Origin of the sequence: Chryseobacterium contaminans, assembly GCF_001684955.1 — a bacterium.
GTDB classification, from domain to species: Bacteria; Bacteroidota; Bacteroidia; order Flavobacteriales; family Weeksellaceae; genus Chryseobacterium; species Chryseobacterium contaminans.
The window spans coordinates 1-24241 of record NZ_MAYF01000312.1; the positions used below are offsets into that span (position 1 = coordinate 1).

Annotated in this window: 24 protein-coding genes, 1 tRNA gene and 1 pseudogene; 18 read left to right on the forward strand and 8 right to left on the reverse strand. The window is 35.7% G+C overall.

Translation table 11 applies throughout. The features are described 5' to 3' along the window. A partial coding sequence (locus BBH99_RS15720; protein ID WP_165601955.1) for an acyltransferase family protein occupies positions 1 to 343 on the reverse strand: 343 nt, incomplete at its 3' end. A 198-nt stretch (positions 344 to 541) separates the two neighbouring features. Between BBH99_RS15720 and BBH99_RS15725 the strand changes: the two genes are divergently transcribed. The 11 genes from BBH99_RS15725 (at position 542) to BBH99_RS15775 (ending at position 11026) form a co-directional block, all read left to right on the forward strand. Continuing rightward, complete coding sequence (locus tag BBH99_RS15725) at positions 542 to 1021, forward strand: lipocalin-like domain-containing protein (protein WP_066697804.1); 480 nt, start codon at positions 542 to 544, stop codon at positions 1019 to 1021. Positions 1022 to 1198: 177 nt separating this feature from the next. Further along, on the forward strand, positions 1199 to 4012 hold the full coding sequence (gene leuS, locus BBH99_RS15730; protein WP_066697813.1) for a leucine--tRNA ligase: 2814 nt from the start codon (positions 1199 to 1201) through the stop codon (positions 4010 to 4012). A 240-nt stretch (positions 4013 to 4252) separates the two neighbouring features. Continuing rightward, positions 4253 to 5116 (forward strand): MotA/TolQ/ExbB proton channel family protein, encoded by an 864-nt coding sequence (locus BBH99_RS15735; RefSeq protein ID WP_066697815.1) that lies wholly within the window; start codon positions 4253 to 4255, stop codon positions 5114 to 5116. 61 nt (positions 5117 to 5177) lie between these two features. Continuing rightward, entirely contained in the window at positions 5178 to 5786 is a 609-nt protein-coding gene (locus BBH99_RS15740; RefSeq protein ID WP_047098809.1) for an ExbD/TolR family protein, read from the forward strand. An 11-nt stretch (positions 5787 to 5797) separates the two neighbouring features. After that, a complete protein-coding gene (locus tag BBH99_RS15745; RefSeq protein ID WP_066697817.1) occupies positions 5798 to 6364 on the forward strand; it encodes an ExbD/TolR family protein in 567 nt (188 codons plus the stop codon). A gap of 28 nt (positions 6365 to 6392) precedes the next feature. Continuing rightward, the gene (locus tag BBH99_RS15750; protein WP_066697819.1) at positions 6393 to 7235 is read left to right on the forward strand and encodes an energy transducer TonB; all 843 of its coding nucleotides are present in this window, start codon (positions 6393 to 6395) and stop codon (positions 7233 to 7235) included. Between the two features lie 78 nt (positions 7236 to 7313). Next, positions 7314 to 7511, forward strand: a complete 198-nt coding sequence (locus BBH99_RS15755; protein ID WP_185111097.1) for a DUF308 domain-containing protein — start codon at positions 7314 to 7316, stop codon at positions 7509 to 7511. Then, a complete protein-coding gene (locus BBH99_RS15760) occupies positions 7501 to 8373 on the forward strand; it encodes a PstS family phosphate ABC transporter substrate-binding protein (protein WP_066697823.1) in 873 nt (290 codons plus the stop codon). The genes BBH99_RS15755 and BBH99_RS15760 overlap by 11 nt, the downstream gene beginning before the upstream one ends. An 87-nt stretch (positions 8374 to 8460) precedes the next feature. Next, the gene (locus tag BBH99_RS15765; protein ID WP_066697825.1) at positions 8461 to 10113 is read left to right on the forward strand and encodes a tetratricopeptide repeat protein; all 1653 of its coding nucleotides are present in this window, start codon (positions 8461 to 8463) and stop codon (positions 10111 to 10113) included. A gap of 82 nt (positions 10114 to 10195) precedes the next feature. Then, positions 10196 to 10915: a bacillithiol biosynthesis deacetylase BshB1 gene (gene bshB1 / locus BBH99_RS15770; protein WP_066697827.1), complete on the forward strand. Its 720-nt coding sequence runs from the start codon at positions 10196 to 10198 to the stop codon at positions 10913 to 10915. 35 nt (positions 10916 to 10950) lie between these two features. Beyond that, positions 10951 to 11026 (forward strand) — tRNA-His (locus BBH99_RS15775). Positions 11027 to 11579: 553 nt separating this feature from the next. On the opposite strand, the gene BBH99_RS15780 is transcribed toward BBH99_RS15775, so the two are convergent. Both BBH99_RS15780 and BBH99_RS15785 read right to left on the reverse strand, forming a co-directional pair. After that, positions 11580 to 11915, reverse strand: a complete 336-nt coding sequence (locus BBH99_RS15780) for a DUF3276 family protein (RefSeq protein WP_002976288.1) — start codon at positions 11913 to 11915, stop codon at positions 11580 to 11582. A gap of 99 nt (positions 11916 to 12014) precedes the next feature. Next, a complete protein-coding gene (locus BBH99_RS15785; RefSeq protein ID WP_066697831.1) occupies positions 12015 to 13676 on the reverse strand; it encodes an ABC transporter ATP-binding protein in 1662 nt (553 codons plus the stop codon). 91 nt (positions 13677 to 13767) lie between these two features. Here BBH99_RS15785 and BBH99_RS15790 point away from each other — a divergent pair, with 91 nt between their 5' ends. The 5 genes from BBH99_RS15790 (at position 13768) to BBH99_RS15810 (ending at position 17731) form a co-directional block, all read left to right on the forward strand. Further along, a complete protein-coding gene (locus BBH99_RS15790) occupies positions 13768 to 14673 on the forward strand; it encodes a transcription antitermination protein NusB (protein WP_066697834.1) in 906 nt (301 codons plus the stop codon). Between the two features lies 1 nt (position 14674). Beyond that, positions 14675 to 15184: a DUF1573 domain-containing protein gene (locus BBH99_RS15795; RefSeq protein WP_066697838.1), complete on the forward strand. Its 510-nt coding sequence runs from the start codon at positions 14675 to 14677 to the stop codon at positions 15182 to 15184. Positions 15185 to 15194: 10 nt separating this feature from the next. Further along, a complete protein-coding gene (gene yajC / locus BBH99_RS15800) occupies positions 15195 to 15548 on the forward strand; it encodes a preprotein translocase subunit YajC (protein ID WP_066697841.1) in 354 nt (117 codons plus the stop codon). 289 nt (positions 15549 to 15837) lie between these two features. After that, on the forward strand, positions 15838 to 16572 hold the full coding sequence (locus BBH99_RS15805) for an SDR family NAD(P)-dependent oxidoreductase (protein ID WP_066697843.1): 735 nt from the start codon (positions 15838 to 15840) through the stop codon (positions 16570 to 16572). 313 nt (positions 16573 to 16885) lie between these two features. Further along, positions 16886 to 17731, forward strand: coding sequence for a mechanosensitive ion channel family protein (locus tag BBH99_RS15810; RefSeq protein WP_066697845.1), 846 nt, complete (start codon positions 16886 to 16888; stop codon positions 17729 to 17731). A 62-nt stretch (positions 17732 to 17793) separates the two neighbouring features. On the opposite strand, the gene ligD is transcribed toward BBH99_RS15810, so the two are convergent. From ligD to ku, 3 genes are all read right to left on the reverse strand, one after another. Continuing rightward, positions 17794 to 19677, reverse strand: a complete 1884-nt coding sequence (ligD, locus tag BBH99_RS15815; RefSeq protein ID WP_066697847.1) for a DNA ligase D — start codon at positions 19675 to 19677, stop codon at positions 17794 to 17796. 71 nt (positions 19678 to 19748) lie between these two features. Further along, complete coding sequence (locus BBH99_RS15820) at positions 19749 to 20354, reverse strand: DNA polymerase ligase N-terminal domain-containing protein (protein WP_066697849.1); 606 nt, start codon at positions 20352 to 20354, stop codon at positions 19749 to 19751. Then, positions 20354 to 21139: a non-homologous end joining protein Ku gene (gene ku / locus BBH99_RS15825; RefSeq protein WP_066697850.1), complete on the reverse strand. Its 786-nt coding sequence runs from the start codon at positions 21137 to 21139 to the stop codon at positions 20354 to 20356. The genes BBH99_RS15820 and ku overlap by 1 nt, the downstream gene beginning before the upstream one ends. A gap of 143 nt (positions 21140 to 21282) precedes the next feature. Between ku and BBH99_RS15830 the strand changes: the two genes are divergently transcribed. Further along, positions 21283 to 21855 (forward strand): Crp/Fnr family transcriptional regulator, encoded by a 573-nt coding sequence (locus BBH99_RS15830; protein ID WP_066697852.1) that lies wholly within the window; start codon positions 21283 to 21285, stop codon positions 21853 to 21855. A gap of 316 nt (positions 21856 to 22171) precedes the next feature. Then, positions 22172 to 23440, forward strand: coding sequence for an adenylosuccinate synthase (locus tag BBH99_RS15835; RefSeq protein ID WP_066697854.1), 1269 nt, complete (start codon positions 22172 to 22174; stop codon positions 23438 to 23440). Positions 23441 to 23476: 36 nt separating this feature from the next. On the opposite strand, the pseudogene BBH99_RS23100 reads toward BBH99_RS15835, so the two are convergent. Both BBH99_RS23100 and BBH99_RS15840 read right to left on the reverse strand, forming a co-directional pair. Beyond that, positions 23477 to 23656 (reverse strand): annotated as a pseudogene (locus BBH99_RS23100) (hypothetical protein); the annotation flags it as partial. A gap of 36 nt (positions 23657 to 23692) precedes the next feature. After that, positions 23693 to 24229, reverse strand: a complete 537-nt coding sequence (locus BBH99_RS15840; protein WP_066697855.1) for a hypothetical protein — start codon at positions 24227 to 24229, stop codon at positions 23693 to 23695. Positions 24230 to 24241 lie beyond the last annotated feature (12 nt).

Genomic DNA, 24241 nt, shown 5'->3' on the forward strand with positions numbered 1-24241 from the left:
AAAAATATTTATACACCTGAACATTCCCGAAATAGTCTGAAAAAGATAATGTACTCACCAGGCACAGGAGCGTAGTACAGAGAAATACAACCAGTAAATAAGCAGGCACGATCCTGTTAAACCTTTTCTTTGAATAGCTTTTCAGACTGGAAGACCTTTCATAGCTTCTTGCAATTAAGAAACCACTCACAATAAAAAACGAGAAAACAGCAACTTCAACAGGGCTATGCGTTAAAAAAGAAAGCTTTTCAGAAGCACTTAAAGCGCCCAAATGTCCCACAAAGACAATAAAAGCGAGGAGAACACGGATGAAGTCAAAATTGTTTTTCGTTATATCTTGCATTTTTTTTCTTTCCTACAAAAATAACTTTTTTAATAAAACAGAGGGGGCTTAGCATGTTCAATATTTGTTAAATAAAGGCAATATGGCCTCTTACTGTTTTAAAATATGTATAAATAAAAGCCGATAAAATAATTTTTCACAAAAAATAGTAATATAAATCAAAAAAATTATAATTTTAGCGTTTGAAAAAATTGATCTATGAAGAAATTAGCACTACTATTTTTTGGTTTATCATTATTGGTAACCACCGGATGTAACAATAGCAACGATATTGTTATTGATGAACCGATTATTGGATTCTGGCAACCGCAAAAAGAGGTGGTTACTACTGTTGAGGTAGGAGAGCAGCCCACTTCAGATGTGATTACTTATACAGAGTGTCAGAAACTATCCAGATGGTGGTTTAGTACTGAAACAACCGGGAAAAGAATAGATGTGGAAGATCCTGTTACAGGAACAGACTGTAATATTTTGCCAGATAAAAATTTCACTTACTCATATGATAAGAGCAGCAAAGCTCTTCAAATAAAATATCAGGGAGTGGTAGCGCCAGAGAATACAAAAGTTGTTACGCTGGATGCCACTACGCTCAATTTATCAATAAGAGTAGAAACCGAAGATCCTTCGATATATAAAACAAGAACTATTACATTTAAAAGGGTAAACCCTCAACATTAATAGTGTACTTCAAGATATAATAAAGGTCTCATCTTCGGATGAGACCTTCTGTTTAATAGGGATTTGCAATTCATTATAAATTAAATTTCTATTTCCTTTAAAATCATTATTTTTGTGAATCTTGTTTAAAAGAAAAACAATTCAATACTAAAGTCTAACATATAACATATATATAAAGTGTTTTACGATCATCAGCAGATAGAAAAAAAGTGGCAGAAATACTGGGAGGACAATCAAACCTATAAAACCTCCAACAATACCGATAAACCTAAATTTTATGTACTCGATATGTTTCCGTATCCATCCGGAGCGGGACTTCACGTAGGGCATCCACTTGGATATATTGCGTCAGATATCTATGCAAGATATAAAAGACATCAAGGGTTTAACGTTCTCCACCCGGTAGGTTATGACAGCTTTGGCCTTCCTGCTGAGCAGTATGCAATCCAGACAGGGCAGCATCCTGCAATCACTACAGAACAAAACATCAACAGATACGAAGAACAGTTAAGAAAAATTGGATTCTCTTTCGATTGGAGCAGAGAAGTAAGAACTTCTGATGCCTCTTATTATAAATGGACGCAGTGGATCTTTATCGAGCTGTATCACTCTTGGTATAATAAAAATACAGACAAGGCAGAATCTATTGATACCTTAATCAAACATTTTGAAGAAAAAGGAACGGAAGGATTAAATGCCAATCAAAATGATGAATTGAATTTTACTGCAGAAGAATGGGCTAATGCATCAGATCTTGATAAAGAAGATATCTTATTAAACTATCGTCTTGCGTACAGAGCAGAAACTACTGTAAACTGGTGTCCTGCACTTGGAACAGTTTTAGCCAATGATGAGGTGAAAGACGGGAAATCTGAAAGAGGAGGATTCCCTGTATTTCAAAAGAAAATGATGCAGTGGAGCATGAGAATTTCAGCTTACTCTGAAAGATTATTGCAAGGTCTTTCTAAACTAGACTGGCCGCAGCCATTGAAAGATTCTCAGGAATACTGGATTGGAAAATCTCAGGGAGCACAGGTTCAGTTTCAGGTAGAAGGACATGACGAAGTGGTTGAAGTTTTCACTACAAGACCTGATACCATCTTTGGCGCAACCTTTATGGTATTGGCACCGGAGAATCCTTTAGTAGATACAATTACTACAGCTGCTCAGAAAGCAGAAGTAGATACTTATATAGAAGAAACTTCCAAAAAGACCGAAAGAGACAGAATGTCTGACGTGAAAAACGTGAGCGGAGCTTTCACAGGAAGTTATGCAATTAATCCGTTCAGCGGAGAGAAAATGCCAATCTATATTTCAGATTATGTATTGATGGGATATGGTACAGGAGCTGTAATGGCCGTCCCTGCACATGATGAGCGTGACCATAGATTTGCAAAGAAATTTAATTTAGAAATTAAAAAAGTTGTAGAAACGGAAGAAGACGTTCAGGAAAACTCTTTTGATTCTAAAGATTCTGTTTGCGTAAACTCAGATTTCTTAAATGGATTAAATTATAATGATGCGAAATCCAAGATCATTTCAGAAATTGAAATGAAAGGTATCGGTCATGGAACGACGAACTACAGACAGCGTGATGCCATTTTCTCAAGACAGCGTTATTGGGGAGAGCCTGTTCCTATATATTATAAGGAAGGAATGCCATACACATTGCCTGTTTCTGCTTTACCATTAGAACTTCCTGAAGTTGAAAAATATTTACCAACTGAAGATGGAGATCCACCATTAGGAAATGCTAAAACATTTGCATGGGATGAGGTAAACCAGAAAGTTGTAGCTACAGATTTAATTGATGACCAAACAGTATTCCCGTTAGAATTATCTACAATGCCTGGTTGGGCTGGAAGCTCATGGTATTTCCTTAGATATATGGACCCACAAAATGATGGAGAGTTCTGTGCAAAGAATCTTTCAGATTATTGGGGACAGGTAGATTTATATATAGGAGGTAGCGAGCATGCAACCGGTCACTTATTATATTCACGTTTCTGGAATATGTTCTTAAAAGACAGAGGATATATCAGTCATGATGAACCTTTCCAGAAATTAATCAACCAGGGAATGATCCTTGGAATGAGTGCTTTCGTATATAGAATTGATGGTACTAATAAATATGTATCTAAAAATTTAGCGAGCGAATATCAAACTCAGCAGATCCACGTTGATGTATCCTTATTAAAAGGAACATCTGATGAATTGGATACTGAAGCATTCAAAGCCTGGAGACCAGACTACGCTAATGCAGAATTTATTTTGGAAGATGGAAAATACATCACAGACCGTGAAGTAGAAAAAATGTCCAAGTCTAAATATAATGTAGTAAATCCTGATGATATCTGTGAAGAATACGGAGCAGACGGATTAAGACTATATGAAATGTTCCTAGGTCCATTAGAGCAATCCAAGCCTTGGAATACACAAGGACTAAGCGGAGTGTATGGTTTCCTTAAAAAATTCTGGAACCTTTATTTCAATGGAGATGTATTTGAAGTTTCTGATGAAGAACCTACAAAAGCAGAATATAAAGTTTTACATACCTTAATAAAGAAAGTAGTTTACGATATTGAAAACTTCTCTTTCAATACTTCAGTATCATCATTCATGATCGCTGTAAACGAACTTCAGAAATTAAAATGTAACAAGCGCAATATTTTAGAACCGCTAGCCGTTATCATCTCTCCATATGCACCGCACATCTGTGAAGAACTGTGGAGTTTATTAGGACATAACGAATCTATCGAATTCGAGAAGTTTCCGGCATTAAACGAAGATTATCTGATTGAGGATGAAATTGAATATCCGGTAAGCGTAAATGGTAAAATGAAGTTCAAAATTTCTCTTTCAGCTCAATTATCTGCTAAGGAGGTAGAAGATTTGGTGATTTCAAATGAGAAAATGCAACAGATTTTGGAGGGTAAAACCCCTAAAAAAATCATTGTAGTCCCTCACCGTATTGTGAATATCGTAATTTAAAAAAAAATTAACATTGGGAAATTAAAAAAAATGGGTGTTTTATTTTTTTGATTTTTTAACTCAAATGTTAAATTTGGAAAAAATAAATAAAATATTTAAGAATAATTGTTATATCGAAATCGTATTAAATTTTCTTTATCAAAAAAAAGCAAAATGTTTAATTAAGACTCTTGCATTTTAATTAATTTTGCCTTTAATTTACACCCTGTAAAATTTTAAAACAATATAATTTAGTTAAATATGGAAATGAATGTTTCAAAAAATGATGAGCAAGTAGTTGCTAGAAAGGCAGGAGGTTTAAATCCAGCTGTTATTATTCCTATTCTATTTGCTATAGGAGTATGTATTTATTTATTCGTTCTTGGTAGCCCAGGAAACTTTAAAGACGCAGACAAACTGGGAAGTGGATCTGTTGCTTTTTCAAGTGTTGAAGGAAAAGACATTCACCCAGAGTCGTTTTTAGGTATTATCTACAAAGGAGGGGTTATTGTACCAATCTTGATTACTTTCATGATCACAGTAATCGTTTTCTCTTTCGAAAGATATTTCGTTCTTGGTAAAGCTGCTGGAAAAGGAAACTTAGACAACTTCGTAGTACAAGTAAGAAGCTTACTAAACCAAAACAAAATCGACGAAGCTATTGAAGAGTGCGACAGACAACAAGGTTCTGTAGGAAACGTAGTAAAAGAAGGTCTTACTACTTATAAAGCTCTAGCTCACGACAACACATTAAATAAAGAGCAGAAAATGGTAGCACTTAACAAAGCTATCGAAGAAGCTACAACTCTTGAGATGCCAATGCTTGAGAAAAACATGATGATCCTTTCTACTTTAGGTACAGTTGCAACGTTAGTAGCACTACTAGGAACGGTAATCGGGATGATCAAGGCATTCTTCGCATTAGGTTCAGGAGGAGGTACTCCAGATGCTGCTGCTCTATCTACTGGTATCTCTGAAGCATTGATCAACACTGCATTAGGTATTGGTACTTCAGCAATCGCTATTATCCTTTATAACTTCTTTACATCTAAAATTGACGGATTAACTTATAAGATCGATGAGATCTCTATGAGCATCCAGCAGTCTTTCGCTGAATTCAACTAAGAATTAGCAAGAAATTTGCATTAGCAATTAAAAGAAGTTTAATTAAAAATATTTTATAATAATGGCGAGAGTCAAACCTAAAAGACATGGAGTAGTGACGGACATGACCGCAATGTGTGACGTTGCGTTCCTACTTCTTACGTTCTTTATCTTGACCACTCAGTTTAAAAAACCTGACGTGGAGCAGATCAAACCGCCATCTTCAATTTCGGAAAAATTGCTTCCTGATGCTAGTTTAATGACTATCAACGCTACTCCGGACGGAAAATTCTATTTCCAGCCAGTAGAAAACGCATCAGAAAGAGTTGCTCTTTTGGATAAAATGGGACAAAAGTATGGAATTACTTTTGACAATAACCAAAAAGCTGCTTTCCAGAAAGTTCAGGCAATCGGAGTTCCAATGAACCAACTTAAAGGGTATTTGGATATGCCTGCAGATGAGCAGAAAAATTATAAGAGTCCTACAGGTATTCCTATGGACAGTACAAATAAGCAATTAATTGACTGGGTAAAAGAAAGTTTGAGCGTTAACCCTGACTACAAGTTAGCGATTAAAGGTGACGTTACAACTCAGTACCCTAAAGTTAAAGGCCTGTTTGAGGGTTTAAGAGATATTGATTTTCTTAAATTTTGGTTGATTACATCACAAGAAGGTAAACCTAACGAATAATATCGATAGAAATGGCAGAAGTACAAGTACAAGAGAAAGGCGGCAAGGGCGGCAAGGTCCGTTCCAAGAAGCAAAGTACCAGAGTCGACATGACTCCGATGGTGGACTTGGGTTTTCTATTGATTACCTTCTTTATGTTCACAACTACATTCAGTAAACCGAATGTTATGGACTTAGGTCTTCCGGCTAAACCGAAAAAGGATCAGCCGAAACCTCCTCCAACCGAAATTAAACTTTCTAACTCAATTTCTATCCTATTAGGAAAAGACAATAGAGTGTTCTGGCACCAGCAGGATGCTACATCTTTGAATGACCAGACTCTTATGGAAACTACTCTTGATAGAGAAGGAATTAGAAAAGTAATTCAGCAGGCAAAATCTAGAGCTGCAGATCAGGCGAAATTTACCGTGATCATTAAGCCAACTGACGATGCTGTATATAAGAACTTTGTTGATATTCTTGACGAAATGGCAATTACTAAGAGTGAGCAATACGGTGTTACCGATGTGAAGCCTTGGGAGAAAGCTGTTTATGATAAGAAAGTAGGAGGTGCTGCTGCACCAGCCGCTACAAAGTAATTTAACCATAAAATTGTATATCTAATCTATGGCAGATGAAAATGTATACGGTCAGAATCTTACCCTAGACGAAATCGTATTTGAAAATAGAAACAAGGAATATGGTGCCTATGATCTTAGACATCAGTATCCGAGACTTTTAACAAAGTCATTTATTATCGGAACAGCTTTATTCCTTTTGGCAGCTTTGTCTCCGTTCATCTATCTTACGATTAAGAATCTTACAGCTCCGCCTAAGCAAGAAGTAAAGGCAGATCTAGTAGATATTATCGAAGAAGATCCGATTATTGAGCAGCCTAAAGAAGAAGAACCACCTCCACCACCTCCACCACCAAAAGAAGAGGAGAAAATTGAGGTAATTCAGAACGTTGTTCCTGAGCCTGTAAAAGCTCCGAAGATTGAAACTCCACCACCACCAATTTCTAAGCAGTTGGAAACTACAACTGGTTTGAATAATCAGGAAGGAGTTAAAGCTCCGGCTTATACACCACCGCCACCACCACCATCTACAGGTACAAAAACTGCAACTGTAGAAGTGAAAGCGAATAACCCTAACGAAATCTATAAAGATGTAGACCAGTCTGCAGAATATCCTGGAGGTATGGGTGCATTAAGAAAATTCTTAGGAGAAAACTTCGATACTTCATTAATGGAAGGAGGTGAAGGTACCCTTAAAGCTAAGCTTAAGTTCGTTGTAGAAAAAGACGGAACTGTTTCCGGAGTTACTATTGAAGAGAAATCTCCAAATAATGACTTCAATAATGAAGCAATTCGTGTAGTTAAGAAACTTAAAAAGTGGACTCCTGCTAAGAGAAACGGAGAAAGCGTTAGATCTTACTATAGCGTACCATTTACTATGAACTTTGAATAATTAGACTTATTTATTCAGAATATAAATAAAAAGAGAGGCATATGCTTCTCTTTTTATTTTTTTTGGTATTTTTGTTACATGATGTTCAATTGGTTATCCCTGGTTACGGGATTGTTTTATATCGTTTTAGGAATTGTAGTCATTATCTATAAATTCTTCTTTACTATTTTGGAACCTGCTATTGCGTATGCCTTAGGAGCAGTGTTGATTATCTATGGTATATTCAGAATCTATAGAGCCGTTTCTAAAATCAAACAATCGAGAGATGAAGAATAGTTTTAAAATTGCACTTGTCTTTGTAATAAGCATGATAATGACAAGCTGCAAAAAAGAGGAGAAATCTCCTTCCTATAATAAAGGTGATCTTACGATTTTTACAGATGAATCTTTTCAAAGCGTTACAGAGGCATTAGCCGATGGCTATATGATCAATTATCCTGAAACGCGTATCAAAGTAGAGACTAAAAAAGAAGATTTAGGCTTTCTGGATCTGTTGCATGGAAATGCCAAAGTAATTGTGATGTCTAGAAACCTTAATCCTGAAGAAATAAAAACATACGAAGAAAGAACAGACCTGAAGTTTCTTCCTGCTAAATTCGCAGCAGACGCCGTAGTTTTTGTAGTTCCAAAAGACTCTCCAAAGGAAAGCATTTCAATGGATGAGATCAATAGCGGACTTCTTTCAGATAATAAAGAATTTATTTTCGACGGAACAAACTCCAGTAATCTGAACTTTGTAGCTGAGAAATTAAAAAAACAACCTAAAGATCTTAAATATTCCATTATTCCCGGAAATCAGAAGATTATAGAAGAATTAGGAAAATACCCTAATAAAATAGGCGTTATTGGGCTTAATACTTTTAGCCGTCCTTATGATAAAGCTTCTGAGAAACTAAGAGAAATGGTTAAAGTTCTTCCGGTAATTGATAAAGGAAAATCATATAACGCCGATTTTGAAGGACTTCGCACAATGGAATATCCGTTTACAAGAGTGCTTTATTTCCTTGAAAATGAAGGTAATTTCAATATTGCTAACGGATTTATAAGATTTTCATGTACTCACTTAGGACAGAAAATTGTTCAAAAAGAAGGATTACAGCCCTATAACCTGTACAAAAGGGAGGTACAGATGCGTTAAAAATTATTAAATTCACAATTTACCCTTAAATAAAATATTTTGGTCTGAAAATTGTGTAGAATATAACTCAATTATTAGAAATATAAAATGAAAGATATAATGAATATGAATGTAAAGAAGATTGCTTTTGGAGCAGCCGTGGTATTTTTTACCGGTTTTGCCACTGCACAGACATTGCAGGATGGTATTAACAGTATAGACAGTGATAAATTTGCTCAGGCAAAAACAAACTTCACTGATATGATCGCTAAAGAGCCTACAGCTGAAAACTACTTCTATTTAGGAAATACTTTCTTGAAGCAAGGAGAACCAGATTATGCAAAGGCTACTGAAAACTTTAATAAAGGATTAGCAGCAGACGCTAAAAGCTTTGTTAACAAAATTGGTTTAGCTACAGTAAAACTTGGAAAAGGCGATAAAAGTGCTGTTGCTGAAATTCAGAAGATCGTAACTGATTCTAAAGAAAAAGATGCTGAAGTACTATTCAGAGCAGCAGAAGCTTTAACTTTATTTGAAAAGAACAGTTCTCCTGATCTTGCGATTCAATTCTTGACAAAAGCAATTGAAAAAGCGGAGAAAAAAGGAGTGCCTGCACATTATTATTATACATTAGGAGATGCTTACAGATTGAAGAGAGCACCAGGTGAAGCAATGTCTGCCTATGATAAAGCATTGCCACTAGCAAAAAATAAAGCTTCCGTTTACACAAGAATGGCAACTTTATGGATGGCAGCTCAACAATGGCAACAGGCAAAACAAAATATTGATAAAGCAATTGCAGTAGACCCTACTTATGCACCTGCATATAAAGCAATGGCTGGATATGATATCAGATATCAGCAAAATGCTAAGGCTACACAAGACCTTATCAACTATACAAAATATGCTGATGAAGATCCATATACTCAATTAGAAATTGCAAAATTATACTTCACTAACGAAGATTATGCGAACTCTAAAACTGTATTGGATAAAATTTTTGATAAGATTGACGACCCTATTAAGTTCAAATTAAGAGCTTATCAGGCATATGCGGACAGAAACTATGCTGAAGCAAAACAGAATATGGAAACTTTCGTTGCTCAGGCTGATAAATCAAGAGTATTACCTGCTGACCAAGGTTTACAAGGACTTATCGCTGCAGGATTGGCAAAAGACGAAAAAGATGCTGCTAAAAAATCTGCTCTAACAACAGAATCTCAGCAAAAAATCGCTATTGCTAAAGCTGCTAAAGATGAAACAATGAAGTGGGATTTAGAGTTGGCAAACATCGCTGGAGGTGGTGGTGCTTCTCAGGCTGAAGCGGATAAAGGGCCTACTAACCCTACTATCGAAGCATTAAAGAAACAAGTTGCTGCTAACAGTCAGGATTCTGATGCTTTATTCAAATTAGCAACAGCTTACCAGGATGCTAAAAACTGGAACGGAGCAATCCTTACATGGCAGAAAATGTCTGCGCTTCTTCCTGATTGGGCACCTGCTTATTATAGCCAGGGGTATTCTTACCAACAGGCAGGAAATAACGAAGCTGCGAAGATTGCTTATGAAAAGTTCATCAGTACTGTAAAGCCGGCTGACCAGGAAGCTAACAAACAGACTTTAGCTTATGCTTACTTTGCAGTAGCTTATATGAGCAAAGACTCTGATGTTGCAAAAGCAAAAGAATATGTTGCTAAATCTTTACAGTTAGATCCTACATACCAGGATGCTGTAAAATTAAATGCAGAGATCAACAAGTAATTTAAAATTTAAATTATAGATATTAAAACTTCCCATTCGTAATGTTTGGGAAGTTTTTGTTTTAAAGCTTATCTTTGATACTATGAAAACAGATATACTTGCTTTTGGTGCCCATCCTGACGATGTAGAACTGGGATGTGGCGGAACGATTGCCAAATTGGTTGCTGAAGGAAAAAAATGTGTTGTAGTAGATCTTACCAGGGGAGAACTGGGGACAAGAGGTACTGACGAAACAAGAAAAGCAGAAGCAGCAGATGCTGCAAAAATTCTTGGACTCTCCGCAAGAGAGAATCTGGGAATGAAAGATGGCTTTTTGGTAAATTCCGAGGAATACCAAATGAGGATCGTGAAAATGATTCGCAAATACAGGCCAGAAATCGTCTTAGCCAATGCAATTGATGATAGACATCCAGATCATGCAAAAGGAGCAAAATTAGTATCGGATGCGTGCTTTTTGTCCGGACTGAGAAAAATTGAGACTGTAATGGATGGGGAGGCCCAGGAAGTATGGAGACCCAAGCATGTTTTTCATTATATTCAATGGAAAGATATCAAACCTGAGTTTGTGATTGACATTTCAGAATTCCTGGATAAGAAGATTGCATCATGTATGGCTTATAAAACTCAGTTTTATGATCCGACTTCTACGGAACCTGAGACTCCAATTACCACAAAAGACTTTTATGAGAGCTTAACTTACCGCGCACAGGATTTGGGACGATTATCGGGAGTTGCTTACGCTGAGGGCTTTACGTCAGAAAGATTAATTTCTTTGAAAAATTTTGATGGAATTGTTTGGTAGTTGAGAAAATTGTCCTATATTTGCACTCAGAAAACGGTGATTGTAGCTCAGTTGGTTAGAGCGTCGGATTGTGGTTCCGAAGGTCGTGGGTTCGAGACCCATCATTCACCCAAAGAAAGTACACTTTTTGAAAGTGTACTTTTTTATTTTATATCATTTTCAAAAGTGAAATAATATCCTTTTTTTATTTTTTTCCAGAAGCTTTTTTCCACTATTATCTCATACTTCTTATGCTGACAGCTAAAAATGGTGTCATCTGTTGTGAGGTAACATTTCTATTAGGCTAATTTCATGAGTGTAAGCAATAGTATTGGTCTCTCTTTCATTAAGGATTAAATCAAGAGATCTGGTCCTATTATTCTAATCAAAATGAGTAATGCTATGGAAAAAATAAAGGAACGAGTGTAAAATGTGAGGGTGTAAAAAATAGTAAGTAGTATTCTTAAGATAAGTATTTTATTATTTGCTTGTTTTGAATTATACTTTGTATTTTCTTAGGATAAACTTATATTTATTTTCATATTTTATTTTCATTAGCAAAGGAGAGCGATCTTGTTGCTGAAAAATTATATGGTTATTTGTCTGATTAGAAAGAGCGATAGCCAGTTTCAGGGCATAAAAAAAGCATCCTTTTCAGATGCTTGTGTTTTTAGATATTCTTTTTTTAAACTTCGTCGTCAGAATCTATTGTGTAAGATCTGCTTTTGAAGTCTTTGTCATGTTTTTCTGAAATTACATCCTCACCCTTTTCGTTAATGATGAAATCTGTGGACTCATTAAACATCTCCTGAAAACTCTTAAAATCCTCCTTGTAAAGATAAATTTTATGCTTCTCGAATGTAGCTTCCCCATTCTCTCCGAAATTCTTCTTACTCTCAGTAATTGTAAGATAATAATCTCCCGCTTTCGTCTCGCGCACATCAAAGAAATAAGTTCTTCTCCCTGCTTTTAACACCTTCGTGAAAATCTCATTTTCATGGCGTTCCTTGTATTCACTCATTGTTAGATATTTTTTAATCTTGTTAAGAACAAATATAAAAGAATTCTTTTAATCACAAAATTTTTTTTATGATTTATTTAACAATTAGGAATGAAACAGCTATGCGGTTACAGAATTGGTAATTTCGGTAAGGTTGATAATCTGGTCTGCTTTTTGAGCGCTAGACTCTCTGTGTGTGATAATTATGGATGTCGCATTACTGATTTTTCGATCAATATTTTCGAGAATATTCTGCTCTGTTTCGGTATCTAAAGCAGACAGAGAATCGTCAAAAATGATGATATTTGGGTCCTTAATCAGTGCTCTGGCAATGCAAATTCTTTGCTTCTGACCTCCCGAAAGCATCACCCCGCGTTCACCTACCAGTGTTTTATATTGCTCTTTAAACTCCACGATATTTTTGTGAACATCTGCAATCCGGGCATACTCAATTACTTTTTCTTGCGATGGATGATCTATGGCAAATCCAATATTATTTTCAATGGAATCTGAGAATAAATAGCTCTCCTGAGGAATGTATCCGATAAAGTTTCTGTAGTTCTCCAGATTATGCTCTTTCAAGTTTTTTCCATCAATCAGAATTTCTCCTTCAGTAGGGTCAATCAATCTGCATAAAAGTAAAGCAATCGTAGACTTTCCACTTCCTGTTTTTCCCATGATAGCAAGAGATTCTCCTGCTTTGATCTTAAAACTTAAATTCTCCAGTGCTTTAATGCCTGTATTCGGATAAACATAAGATACGTTCCTGAATTCTATATCTCCTTTAATAGGATAGGTTTCAAAATTGGTATTGATGATCTCTGATTTTTTATCCATAAATTCATTGATCCTTTGCATAGATGCTTCAGCTCTCTGATTTACAGAAGTTACCCAGCCTACCATAGAGAATGGGAAAATTAAGGTATTAATATACATGAAGAAATCAGCAATTTTACCAATACTTAACTCTCCTGCAATATATTTTGTTCCTCCAATCCAGATAATAGCAACATTCAACAGCCCAATTACGAACAGGATAATGGTAAAGAAATAAGCTTCTGTTTTGGCAAGATCCAATGCTTTATTCTGATAATCGGTTACTTTAGCTCCGTAGTTTTTTTCAATATATTTTTCCCTTGCGAAGAATTTTACCACACGGATTCCCGAGAAGCTGTCCTGTACAAAAGTTGAAATCGCAGACTGGCTTTTCTGCATGATTTTCGATTTCTTATTGATAATGGAGCTTACCTTATAAATAGCAAAAGATAAAATAGGAAGCGGGAGCAGAGTCCATAAGGTCATGGAAGCATCCGTTTTTACCATATAAATGGCCGTAATCAGAACCAGAACAATAAGGTTGGCCACATACATGACGCCTGGTCCCAGGTACATTCTTACAGCTACGACATCTTCACTTAATCTGTTCATTAAGTCACCAATAGTAGTTTGTTTATAATCTGTTAAAGATAAATCCTGGTAATGTCTGTAAATTTTATTTTTCAGTTCATATTCAATTCTTCTGGATGCAACAATAATGGTTTGGCGCATCATAAAAGTAAAGAATCCGGTTAAAAGAGAACAGCCTACAATAATTCCTACATAAATCAGTACCTGTTGATTGAATCCGAGGTTTCCGCTTTTCGTAAGTTCATCTACAGATTTTCCAACAAACTGAACTTTATATATATTAAAAAAATTACTGGCAATGATGAATAATACCCCCCAAAACAAAAGTATTTTGTGTTTCCAAAAATAGGGGTTTAAGGTTTTTAGCGCTTTCATATAGTTTTACAAAATTACAAAAATGTCATCAGACTACGAATCTCATCAATTTTAAATTTTGTATCTTTGCACTCATTAAAAAGCTCTTTGAATGTTAGGAAGACGACAAATCCGTGAAAAAGTAGTACAGGCAGTGTATTCATACTATCAGAATCCTGTAAAATTTGATGTTTTAGAGAAAAACATGTTCGCTGGAATAGAGAAAATCTATTATCTCTATATCTATCAGCTTAACTTTTTAGTAGGTCTGAAAGAATTGGCTGAGCATCAAATTGAAATCGGTAAGAATAAATATCTTAAAACCGATGCTGATATTAATCCTAACCAAAAATTCATCAACAACCAGGTATTGCTTAAGCTGGAGGAAAATCCGGAAAGATTATTCTTCACAGGCCAGCACAAGCAGCTGAAGTGGGATATGCATGATGATTTATTGGTAAAGACTTTCCAAAGAATTACTGCTGGAAAACGTTATCAGGATTTCATGAAAGAAGAAGGATATTCTTTTGAGGATGATCAGAAGTTTATCGGGAAATTGTTTTTAAGATATATTGCTGAAAATGATGATTTCCACGACTATCTTGGAGATAAGGAACTTTCATGGTATGATGACATCCATATTGCCAATTCCATGGTACAAAAAACAATCGGATTCCTGAGAGAAGATGAAGAAAGCAGAACTTTAATCAAAATGATTAAAGATGAGGATGATAAAACTTTCGCCGCTAAATTATTGAAAGATACCCTTAACAACTGGGAAAACAACGAGAAAAAGCTGGAAGAAAGATTGGAAAACTGGGATCTTGAAAGAATTTCCCTGATGGACAAAGTAATCCTGTCAACGGCCATTGCAGAGCTAGACAACTTCGCCTTCACGCCTTCAAGAGTCATTATTAATGAATATATCGAGATTGCAAAAGTGTTTGCTACAGATCGTTCGAATATCTTCATTAATGGTATTTTAGATAAATATTGTAAAGATCAAAATAGAATATAAAATGAAAAAGACGTTATCAATTATCGCCTTGTCAATTATAGGCTTTGGATTAGTTTCGTGTAAAAAAGAAAACAAAGAAACTCAAAGCGCTGAAGCTGTAACTGCTGATTCTACTGCTGCCGGAACTTCTGCAACAACTGATTCTGCCGCAGCATCTGTAACAGGAGAAGCTCCTGCTGCACCGGTTTCTAATGAGCCATCTACTTCTATCGCTTTATCTGAAAGCAACTTTGATTTCGGAAAAATTAAAAAAGGAGATAAAGTAGAGCACGTATACGAAATTACCAATACAGGAAAAAATCCGTTGGTTATTTCTGAAGTGAAGCCAGGATGTGGATGTACTGCCCCTGACTTTACAAAAGAGCCTATTATGCCAGGTAAAAAAGGAAAAATTACATTGCATTTTGACTCTTCAAACTTTGATGGAAACGTTCAGAAGTATGCAGATGTTTTTGCAAACGTAGAGAAGTCTCCAATCAAATTAACGTTCACTGCGGACATTCAACCATAATTAAAAAAATATGTTGACATTATTTTTACAGGCACAGCCACAGGGTTCTTCATCTATGATGCTGATCATGATGGGTGTGATGTTTGTAGGGTTTTATTTCCTGATGATCAGACCTCAGATGAAAAAGCAAAAACAGGAAAAAAACTTTCAGGAAAACCTTAAAGTAGGAACCAGAGTAGTCCTTACTTCTGGTCTTCACGGAAGAATTGCTCAGGTTCAGGATGACGGTTTTGTCATTGAAACATTATCCGGAAAACTAAAGTTTGAAAAAGCAGCAGTTTCCAGAGAAATGACAGAAAGCCGTTTCGGAGATAAAGCAAAAACTGCTGACAAAAAAGAAACAGAAACTGAAGAAAAGAAATAATTTTATTCAGTCTGAAAATATTGCTGCGGCGGGTGAACGAAGTTCACCCGCGGCATTTTTTACATACTAGATAAATATATTAATTTGTGACTGGGTATTGGCGGAAGACTATTACTTTTTAATGCAGATGTTGTCATTGACTACGTCGACTCTTCGATTTCTGAACGAAGTCAAGAATCTCATAAACCACCTCTTCATTTCTCAAAATTTGATTTATAACCAAAACCTTTATGCTCATTTGTGAAAGCATCAGTAAAATTGATATTCAATAAAAAATTATCTTTGTCGTATGAATCAAAACACAAGCAAAACTGTTCTCATTTTAGGAGCCAATTCAGATGTAGCCAAACAATGCATTATCCAATATCTTGAAAAAGGATTTTCTGTAATGGCGGCTTCCAGAAATACAAAATCATTGGAGGACTTTATAGCATCCAATAATCTGGATCAGAATAAAGTGACGGTGTTGTATTTTGATGCTGCAGATTTTGATTCTCATCAACAATTTTATAACGGTCTTGCTGTAAAACCTCATATTGCGGTGTATTCAGCGGGCTTTTTGGTAGATAATCAAAAAGCCTTGAGAGATTTTAAAGGGGCTAAACAAATGATGGAGGTTAATTATATGGGTGGAGTTTCTATTCTGAGCATCATCGCGATGGATGAAAGTAATAGAAATCTGGAAAGAATCATAGGGCTTTCTTCATTATCCGGAGTAAGAGGAAGGAAAAGCAATTTTGTATACGGAAGTACTAAGGCTGCTTTCACTCAGTATCTGGCAGGGTTAAGACAGGAGCTTGCCTCCAGAAAAATAACAGTTAATGCCTTAGTTATTGGGTATATTAGAACTAAGATTAATGATGGCCTGAAATTGAATGAATCTTTAATCATGGAGCCGGAGTATGTAGCGAAATTTATTGTAAATGCCGGAAACTCCTTTACCATTGTTCCTAATTTTAAATGGAAAATTATTTATCATATCTTAAGACTTTTACCAGAAAGCCTGGCCGCAAAATTGCCATAATTCTTTAATTTTTACTGTTCGGTATTTATTTTTAGAAAATATTTTTCTCTGAAAAGAGACTTCGGTATTTTTTTTGTAATGATAGCCCCGAATTATTCTTCCTCGCAAGATTCGGATTCTAAAAATGATCATTGAGTAAGCTGGAACTATCTGTTCAGCTGCCAATCTACTGTAATGTATATCATCATTGATTTTAACTTCCCAAGAGTTAAGGTTACATTGTATTGTAAAGAATTATTCAAAATTCATTTTTAAAGTCTTGTGTAAATAGGGATAAATATCTGTTATGATATATAAAAATAAGTAGTATAAAATGGACGAGTTACAATTGAACAACATTCAAAAGCATTGGGATACCTTAATATCTTCTGCCATTTCATGGGCACCGAGAATCTTTACAGCAGTGGTTTCTGCATTACTGATTTATCTGATCGGATCATGGATGATAAGGATGATTAAGAAACTTGTTGAGAAAGGTTTCAAAAAACGTAATATGGAAGCATCTTTACAGCACTTCCTTCTTAATATTATCAATTGGGGACTTAATATTCTTCTCTTCATTGTAGTGGTTACCCAATTAGGAGTACAGACTTCAGCCTTTGTAGCGATGATTGGTGCGGCAGGCTTAGCCGTAGGCCTGGCTTTGCAGGGATCTTTGACAAACTTTGCTGGGGGAATCCTTATTCTGTTATTAAAACCTTTTAAAATAGGAGATTTTATTTCCACTAATTCCGGGGTTTCCGGGACGGTACAGGCTATTGATATTTTTCATACAAAGCTGATTACTCCACAAAATCAATTAATCATTATTCCTAATGGAGTGGTTTCCAATAACAGCATCACCAATTTTACCCAGTTAGGGACAAGAAGAACCTCTTTGGATATAGGAATTGCTTATGATGCTGATCTTAAACAGACGAAAGAAGTTCTGATGAGAGTGATTCAAAAGAATCAGTATGCTCTTGCTGAGCCGGCACCTCAGGTAATGGTAACAGCGCTTGGTGACAGTGCAATTAATCTGTCAGTGAGAGTGAGTGCTACTACAGAAAACTTCTGGAAATTAAATGAAGAGCTTATCATTGATTGTAAAGAAGCCTTAGACCAGGCCGGAATAGGAATCCCTTTTCCGCAGAGAGATATTCATGTTTACAATAAATAATTATTGGCCACAATTTAAAATTATCATAGAAACTCCTGCATTAGAATTGACGCAGGAGTTTTTTATTTATCCATGTTTTGCAATAATTCCAGTGCCTTCATCATATCAATTCCTTTACCCAAAACAGGTTTAAACAGATCTCCTTTTTCTTTAATTCTTTCAAGGGCATTTTCAATATTGTAATCTGTAGGTAAAAGTCCCGGTTTTAATTCATCCCAATCCAAAGGCATAGAAACGGAGGCTCCTGGTTTTGGACGGAGGCTGTAGGCACTTGCCAGTGTCTGTCCGGTTCTGTTCTGCAGATAATCAAGGTATATTTTACTGGAATCTCTTTTTTGAAGGCTTCTTTCCAATGTTGTAATTTCAGGAAGTTTTTCATGAACCTGTTTCATCAGAATATGGGCGAAGTCTTTCACCTGGTCAAAATCATATTTGCCACCCATCGGAATGTAAATATGAATCCCTGTACTTCCGGAAGTTTTGCAATATCCTTTAATTTTGATAGCTTTTAAAACTTCATTAACCTGAAGGGCCGTTTCAATAACCTCATCAAAAGTATTTTTCTTTGAAGGATCAAGGTCCAAAACAAGATAATCGGGATGCTCAAGATCAGGAAGAGAGCTGTTCCAGGGATTAAGGTCAATACATCCGAGATTGTTCAGGTAAGCTAAAGTTGCCTTGTCATTACAGTAGATATAATCAATATATTTATCATTAGATTCAGAGTAAACCTGTGTCGTTTTTATCCAGTCAGGAATATGATCTCCGGCATCTTTCTGATAAAATCCCTGCTTTTCAATACCATTTGGAAAACGGTTCAGAGATAAAGGACGGTTTTTAAGGTATGGCAGGATATATTCTGCTACCGACTGATAATAATCTATTACATCCCCTTTAGTAATTCCATCTTTTGGAAAATAGACTTTATCCTGATTGGTCAGTTTCACAACATGCCTGTTGAGCGTGATTTCCTGTTCTTTTTCCGAATTTTCTTTTTTAGAAGGTGCTTTAGCGTTCATTGTTTTGGATTTTTTAGGTTGAATAGTCAGATCTGTTGCGTCCTTTACTTCTTCGGGTTCTTTATCTTCACGAATGCCAACAAAAACAGGATGGCGGAAAATACCGTCTTTGGTAATTTCTGAGTATTTGATTTCGCAAACCAATTCCGGCTTTACCCAGGTTACGGGCATATTGGTTTTTGGAATGGTTTCAAATGGGGAAGATTTTACCATCAACTTCCTAAGCTTTTGATAAAGCTCTTTCAGTAAATTATTATTGAAACCTGTTCCGGTATGGCCACAATATATCAATTCATTATTCACATATTTCCCCAGAATCAAAGCTCCGAAACTTTCCCGTGAACCTCTGGGTTCTGTAAATCCACAAATAATAGCTTCTTCCGTATTGGAAAATTTAATCTTAAGCCAGTCCGTGGTTCGGTAATTTTCTACATATTGACTATCTGCTCTTTTTGCAATCATTCCTTCCAGTTTCATCTTTTTCATTTGGTCAAAAAAAGCAATGCCTTTTTCAGGGATGTGATCGCAATATTTAATTGTATCTGTTTCAATTAACGCTTCTTTTAAAAGCTCTTTCCGTTGAACAAGCGGAAGTTCTTCTGTAGAATGACCATTGAGCCAAAGAAGGTCAAAAACCTGATAGACTAAAGCGAGATTGGGATTATCTCCAATTTGTTGTAAAAGCTGAAAACTAGGTTTCCCCTGATCGTCATATGCTACGATTTCTCCATCAAGGATCATTTGATATTTTTGCCGAACAAAATCCTGAGCTACTGCATCGAATTTTGATAAAAATGAAATTCCGTTTCTGGAATAGAAGAGAGGTTCATCATGGCTGAGATCGGCAATAGCTCTGTAACCGTCCCATTTTATTTCAAAAAGCCAGTCTTTATCATCAAATGCTTTATCAAAAGGTTTGGCCAGCATAGGCTTAATGAAAGATTTAAGTTTTTTCTCATTCGTTAAAGCATTAAAGCTCCTGAATCTTTTTTCTGAAGTTATGACTTCTTTTTTCTGTTTGTTTTTAGGCTTTTTTTTTCCTCCAGAAATTTTGTAACCAAAGATTTGGAGGATGTATTTTCTTCCGCATTATAAGGGCTTTCGGCAAATTCATCTTTATGTTTAATGAGCAGCCATGCATTGTCTTCCGAATTTTTCATTTTCACCAGTGCAAATTCACCTTTCAGTTTTTTACCGTGTAAGATAAATTTTATGGAACCGGCATGAAGTTCTTTCAACAATTCCTGTTCATCAGAAATTTTGTTATTTTCTTCCAGAGGTTCATAAGTTCCGCTATCCCACACTTCTACTTGCCCCGCTCCGTAATTACCTTCAGGAATATTCCCTTCAAAATCTTTATAATCGTAAGGATGATCTTCTACCATCATAGCCAGGCGTTTGTCCTGAGGGTCCAATGAAGGGCCTTTCGGAACAGCCCAGCTTTTTAGTACGCCTTCCATTTCTAATCGGAAATCATAGTGAAGACGCGTTGCCGCATGTCTTTGGACAACAAAAACCAGTTTATTTTTACTCCTTTTTGCTTTTCCTTTGGGTTCACTTGTTTCGTTGAACTTACGTTTCTGTTGATAATCTTTAAGAGCCATTACGATGCAGATTTGGATTTGGAATTATTCAGGCTGGCTTTTAACTGAGCCATAAGATCAATTACTTTACCTTCTTTAGCAGCCGGTGCTTTTCTGGTTTTAATATTCTTACCTTTTGCTTTCTGCTTGATAATTTTCAGCAGGTCATCAGAATAGGTATCTTTATACATAGCGGGATCAAACTCCTGGGAAAGCTGTTCAATAAGATTTACAGCCATTTTCAGCTCAGCAGGTTTTGGAGCCTTATGAGCAGGGATTTTTAAATCCGAATAATCTCTTATTTCCTGATCAAACCTAAGACGGTTTAAAATCAATATATCGTTATTGTAGGGCCGTATCATCCCAATAGCCTCACTTTCACGAAGCACAAATGTACCGATGCCTACCATTCCTGTTTTTTCAAGAGCTTTTAATAGAAGCCTATAGGCATTTTCACCATTTTTTTGCGGTTCAAGATAGTAAGGGGTTTCAAAATAAACACTGTCTACTTCTTCTTCCTTTACAAACTGATCAATGGAAAGTATTTTTGTCTTTTCCGGGCTTGCTGCTTCATAATCTTCTTCATCAAGGACGATATATTTATCATCCATAAGATAGCCTTTAACAATGTTTTCCCACTTTACTTCTTTTCCTGTATTTTCATTAACTCTCTTAAACCGAATGTTGGAAAAATCGGATTTATCGAGCATATCAAGGTCCAGTTTGCTGGTCTCCGTTGCTGAGTAAATTTTAACAGGGATATTTACTAAACCGAAGCCAATGGCGCCATTCCAAATTGCTTTCATTGTCTTACGTTTTTAAAAATCAAGCAATTAACATGCCGATGGAGAACCGTGTGGTATGTGTTTGACGCTTTTTGTCAAATGACAATTGTTTTTATATTCTACTTTTATATCTTTATATTTCCGCAATCTGTGGATAAAATAACATGGAAGAGCTTTTTAATTACATCAAAAAATTTGGATTGCTAAATGCACAGGATGAGCTTCTGATTACAGAGGGAATCCAGGAAATTTCAGTGAAGAAGGGGGAAATTTTCGTAGAGGCAGGAAAAGTAAGCCAAAAGATCGCTTTTGTGAAGAAAGGAGTGTTCAGATCTTTGTATTATAATAAAGATGGTGATGATTTTACCCGTTATTTTATTTATGAAGGCCGCTTCATTGGAGATTTTCAAGGGTTTACCGATCAACTTCCTGCCCATGAATATATAGAAGCAATTACAGATGCTGTTTTACTTGTTATAGACCTCAATCATTTTAAAGTATTGGAGGAAAAAATTGCGATATGGCCTGTTTTATTTGCCCGAATTCACGGATTTGTTGCTGAAAATAAACTTAAAGTGGCGAGTATCATGCTTAATCAGGATGCAAAATCAAGATATATTCACTTTCTTAACCATTATCCAGGGCTTGCCAATAGGGTTCCACAGTCTATGTTGGCCTCTTATCTTGGAGTAACACCCTCATCGTTGAGCAGGATCAGGAGGAATATTAATGAGTAATGCAGTTGTTAAAGTTGAAGAAAGCTTATTAATCAAAAAATTATAGATCTTATTATTTTTCTGTAAAATAAATGATTCATATGAATTGTAAATATTCAATAGGGATGGGCTTTAGCGCGTCCTATCATTTTAAAAACCTTCCATTGGCTTTAGCCAAAACTTAATCAACACGATTTAGATTAAAAATAGACTTGAAACCAATTTCTGTTTTATACTTGTAATAAAACTCTTGTACATTCACATAAATACGTTTTTTGTCAAATGGCAATGGTCTCCTTTTCAAGCTGCCATAGTTTTGCATCATAAAAATAATGATATGGATATTGTATTAGGACTTCAGTGGGGAGATGAAGGAAAAGGAAAGTTTATAGATCTTATCAGTGAAAATTATGATATTGCAGCCCGTTTCAATGGCGGCTCGAATGCAGGACATAGCATTGAAAGAAACAGAAAAAGAATTACCCTTAAAATGATTCCCTCAGGAATTTTTATGCAAGGGGTACAAAATGTTATCGGGACTGGAACTGTTCTGGATCCGGTAAGCTTTAAAAACGAAATTCTGAATTTAAAAAAGTTCGACGAAACACTTCAGCCAGAGAAGAATCTGATTATTTCTAAAAAGGCTCATTTTGTATTGCCTACTTATAAGCTTATGGATGTTTTCATGGAAGAAAATCCTGCTTACACAACCATAGGAACAACGAAGAACGGTATTGCTCAGGCATATTCAAATAAAATTTTAAGACAAAATGTAAGAATTGGGGATATGTATTCGCCGGATTTCCAAGAGAGGGTAGAACGTATTCTGGAAAGGGATTATCAGTTTTTGTCTGAGGGAGGCATGGAATTACCCTCTTTAGAGTCAATTCGTGAAGAGTTCTTTGATGCAGTGGAATTTTTAAAACAATTCAATTGTACCGAAACTGAATTATTTCTGAACAAATCGTTATCTGAAGGAAAAACCATATTGGCCGAGGGGTCTCAGGCTGCATTACTGGATATTGATCACGGCACTTATCCTTATGTGACGTCTTCATCAACTACAGCTTCAGGAGCCTGCAGCGGATTAGGGATTTCTCCTAAAAAGATTGGTGAGATCTATGGAATTGCCAAAGCGTATTGTACAAGAGTAGGAAACGGAATATTTCCTACTGAGCTCCTGGATGAAATGGGAGAAGAGATTAGAACGAAAGGAAATGAGTTTGGTTCCAATACAGGACGTCCAAGAAGAACAGGCTGGCTGGATCTTCCGGCTTTACGATATGCAGTAATGATTAATGGAGTTACTCAGCTGGTTTTAACTAAAGCTGATGTGCTGAGCGGATTAAAATCTGTAGCAGTATGTACTCATTATGAACTGAAAGACGGAACTATTGAAACCAATGCTGGAACACTTCCTGAAAATGCAAAACCCATATTCAAATGGCTGGATGGCTGGGACGCTGATTTTTCAGTGATTAAAGAGTCTTCTGCACTTCCAAAAGAGCTAAATGATTTTATTGTTTTTTTGGAAACAGAATTGGATATTCCTGTAGGATATCTATCTACCGGTCCGGGAAGAGAGCAGATTTTAAAAATTAAATAAGACTTTATAAAGAAGAAGCGGGATCATTTCCCGCTTTTATTTTGTTTCATAATAAAAAGCAGGGCAAATACCCCACTTTAAATTTATGCTTTTAAATCTAATTTTAATATCTAACTCATCGAGCTGTGCATAAACAATGGATTGCTGTGCATCAATCATGACATCACGCCCGGAATTGTTCTTAGGGAAGGTAATATAATCTCTGATTACTTCATTTCATTCATTCAGGATCGCTACCAAATTTTCCAAGGACTATTGTTGGTCTGTGGAAGAATTATTATTTTTTATATGATTGAATTTTGAAGTCGTTATGATTCCAATGGTAACATCAGTTGAATACTGCCTGGAGACAATAATATATTTGTTTTCCTCATAACAATGTTGAATAACTTCGATAGGAATAGACTCATTATTTTCAAAAGTAATATACCCTAAATAAGATTCACAATAAAAACGTCCGGGATCTTCTTCAAATTTTGTAAAAAGGTCAGCGGCATCTTCCTGAGCGAAGGGAAATCCGTTGACTTCTACTAAGAGAATCTTATTTTCTTTCAGCATTTTTTGGAAATCATGTTTTATAAGTTTTTTGCTGCCTACAATACAAGCAATGCTTAATGAAATGGATAAACCTAATATAGACTGGTATTTTGAAGATTTTTCTTTAGCTTGATCTAGTGTGTTGGGAGGATGATATATTATTTTTTTTAATAGAATCAGTATTATAAATATTGCAATTCCCAAAAATGATACATACTTAATTAAAGTAAGTATCTGAATAAAAATTTCCATAGTATAAAAAAG

Bases quoted from the DNA above. Each gene is read 5' to 3' on its own strand.
- BBH99_RS15725 (WP_066697804.1), top strand. From the start codon at position 542: ATGAAGAAATTAGCACTACTATTTTTTGGTTTATCATTATTGGTAACC.
- BBH99_RS15735 (WP_066697815.1), top strand. From the start codon at position 4,253: ATGGAAATGAATGTTTCAAAAAATGATGAGCAAGTAGTTGCTAGAAAG.
- BBH99_RS15740 (WP_047098809.1), top strand. From the start codon at position 5,178: ATGGCGAGAGTCAAACCTAAAAGACATGGAGTAGTGACGGACATGACC.
- BBH99_RS15745 (WP_066697817.1), top strand. From the start codon at position 5,798: ATGGCAGAAGTACAAGTACAAGAGAAAGGCGGCAAGGGCGGCAAGGTC.
- BBH99_RS15750 (WP_066697819.1), top strand. From the start codon at position 6,393: ATGGCAGATGAAAATGTATACGGTCAGAATCTTACCCTAGACGAAATC.
- BBH99_RS15755 (WP_185111097.1), top strand. From the start codon at position 7,314: ATGATGTTCAATTGGTTATCCCTGGTTACGGGATTGTTTTATATCGTT.
- BBH99_RS15760 (WP_066697823.1), top strand. From the start codon at position 7,501: ATGAAGAATAGTTTTAAAATTGCACTTGTCTTTGTAATAAGCATGATA.
- BBH99_RS15765 (WP_066697825.1), top strand. From the start codon at position 8,461: ATGAAAGATATAATGAATATGAATGTAAAGAAGATTGCTTTTGGAGCA.
- bshB1 (WP_066697827.1), top strand. From the start codon at position 10,196: ATGAAAACAGATATACTTGCTTTTGGTGCCCATCCTGACGATGTAGAA.
- BBH99_RS15780 (WP_002976288.1), bottom strand. From the start codon at position 11,915: ATGAGTGAATACAAGGAACGCCATGAAAATGAGATTTTCACGAAGGTG.
- BBH99_RS15785 (WP_066697831.1), bottom strand. From the start codon at position 13,676: ATGAAAGCGCTAAAAACCTTAAACCCCTATTTTTGGAAACACAAAATA.
- BBH99_RS15790 (WP_066697834.1), top strand. From the start codon at position 13,768: ATGTTAGGAAGACGACAAATCCGTGAAAAAGTAGTACAGGCAGTGTAT.
- BBH99_RS15795 (WP_066697838.1), top strand. From the start codon at position 14,675: ATGAAAAAGACGTTATCAATTATCGCCTTGTCAATTATAGGCTTTGGA.
- yajC (WP_066697841.1), top strand. From the start codon at position 15,195: ATGTTGACATTATTTTTACAGGCACAGCCACAGGGTTCTTCATCTATG.
- BBH99_RS15805 (WP_066697843.1), top strand. From the start codon at position 15,838: ATGAATCAAAACACAAGCAAAACTGTTCTCATTTTAGGAGCCAATTCA.
- BBH99_RS15810 (WP_066697845.1), top strand. From the start codon at position 16,886: ATGGACGAGTTACAATTGAACAACATTCAAAAGCATTGGGATACCTTA.
- ligD (WP_066697847.1), bottom strand. From the start codon at position 19,677: ATGCTGGCCAAACCTTTTGATAAAGCATTTGATGATAAAGACTGGCTT.
- BBH99_RS15820 (WP_066697849.1), bottom strand. From the start codon at position 20,354: ATGGCTCTTAAAGATTATCAACAGAAACGTAAGTTCAACGAAACAAGT.
- ku (WP_066697850.1), bottom strand. From the start codon at position 21,139: ATGAAAGCAATTTGGAATGGCGCCATTGGCTTCGGTTTAGTAAATATC.
- BBH99_RS15830 (WP_066697852.1), top strand. From the start codon at position 21,283: ATGGAAGAGCTTTTTAATTACATCAAAAAATTTGGATTGCTAAATGCA.
- BBH99_RS15835 (WP_066697854.1), top strand. From the start codon at position 22,172: ATGGATATTGTATTAGGACTTCAGTGGGGAGATGAAGGAAAAGGAAAG.
- BBH99_RS15840 (WP_066697855.1), bottom strand. From the start codon at position 24,229: ATGGAAATTTTTATTCAGATACTTACTTTAATTAAGTATGTATCATTT.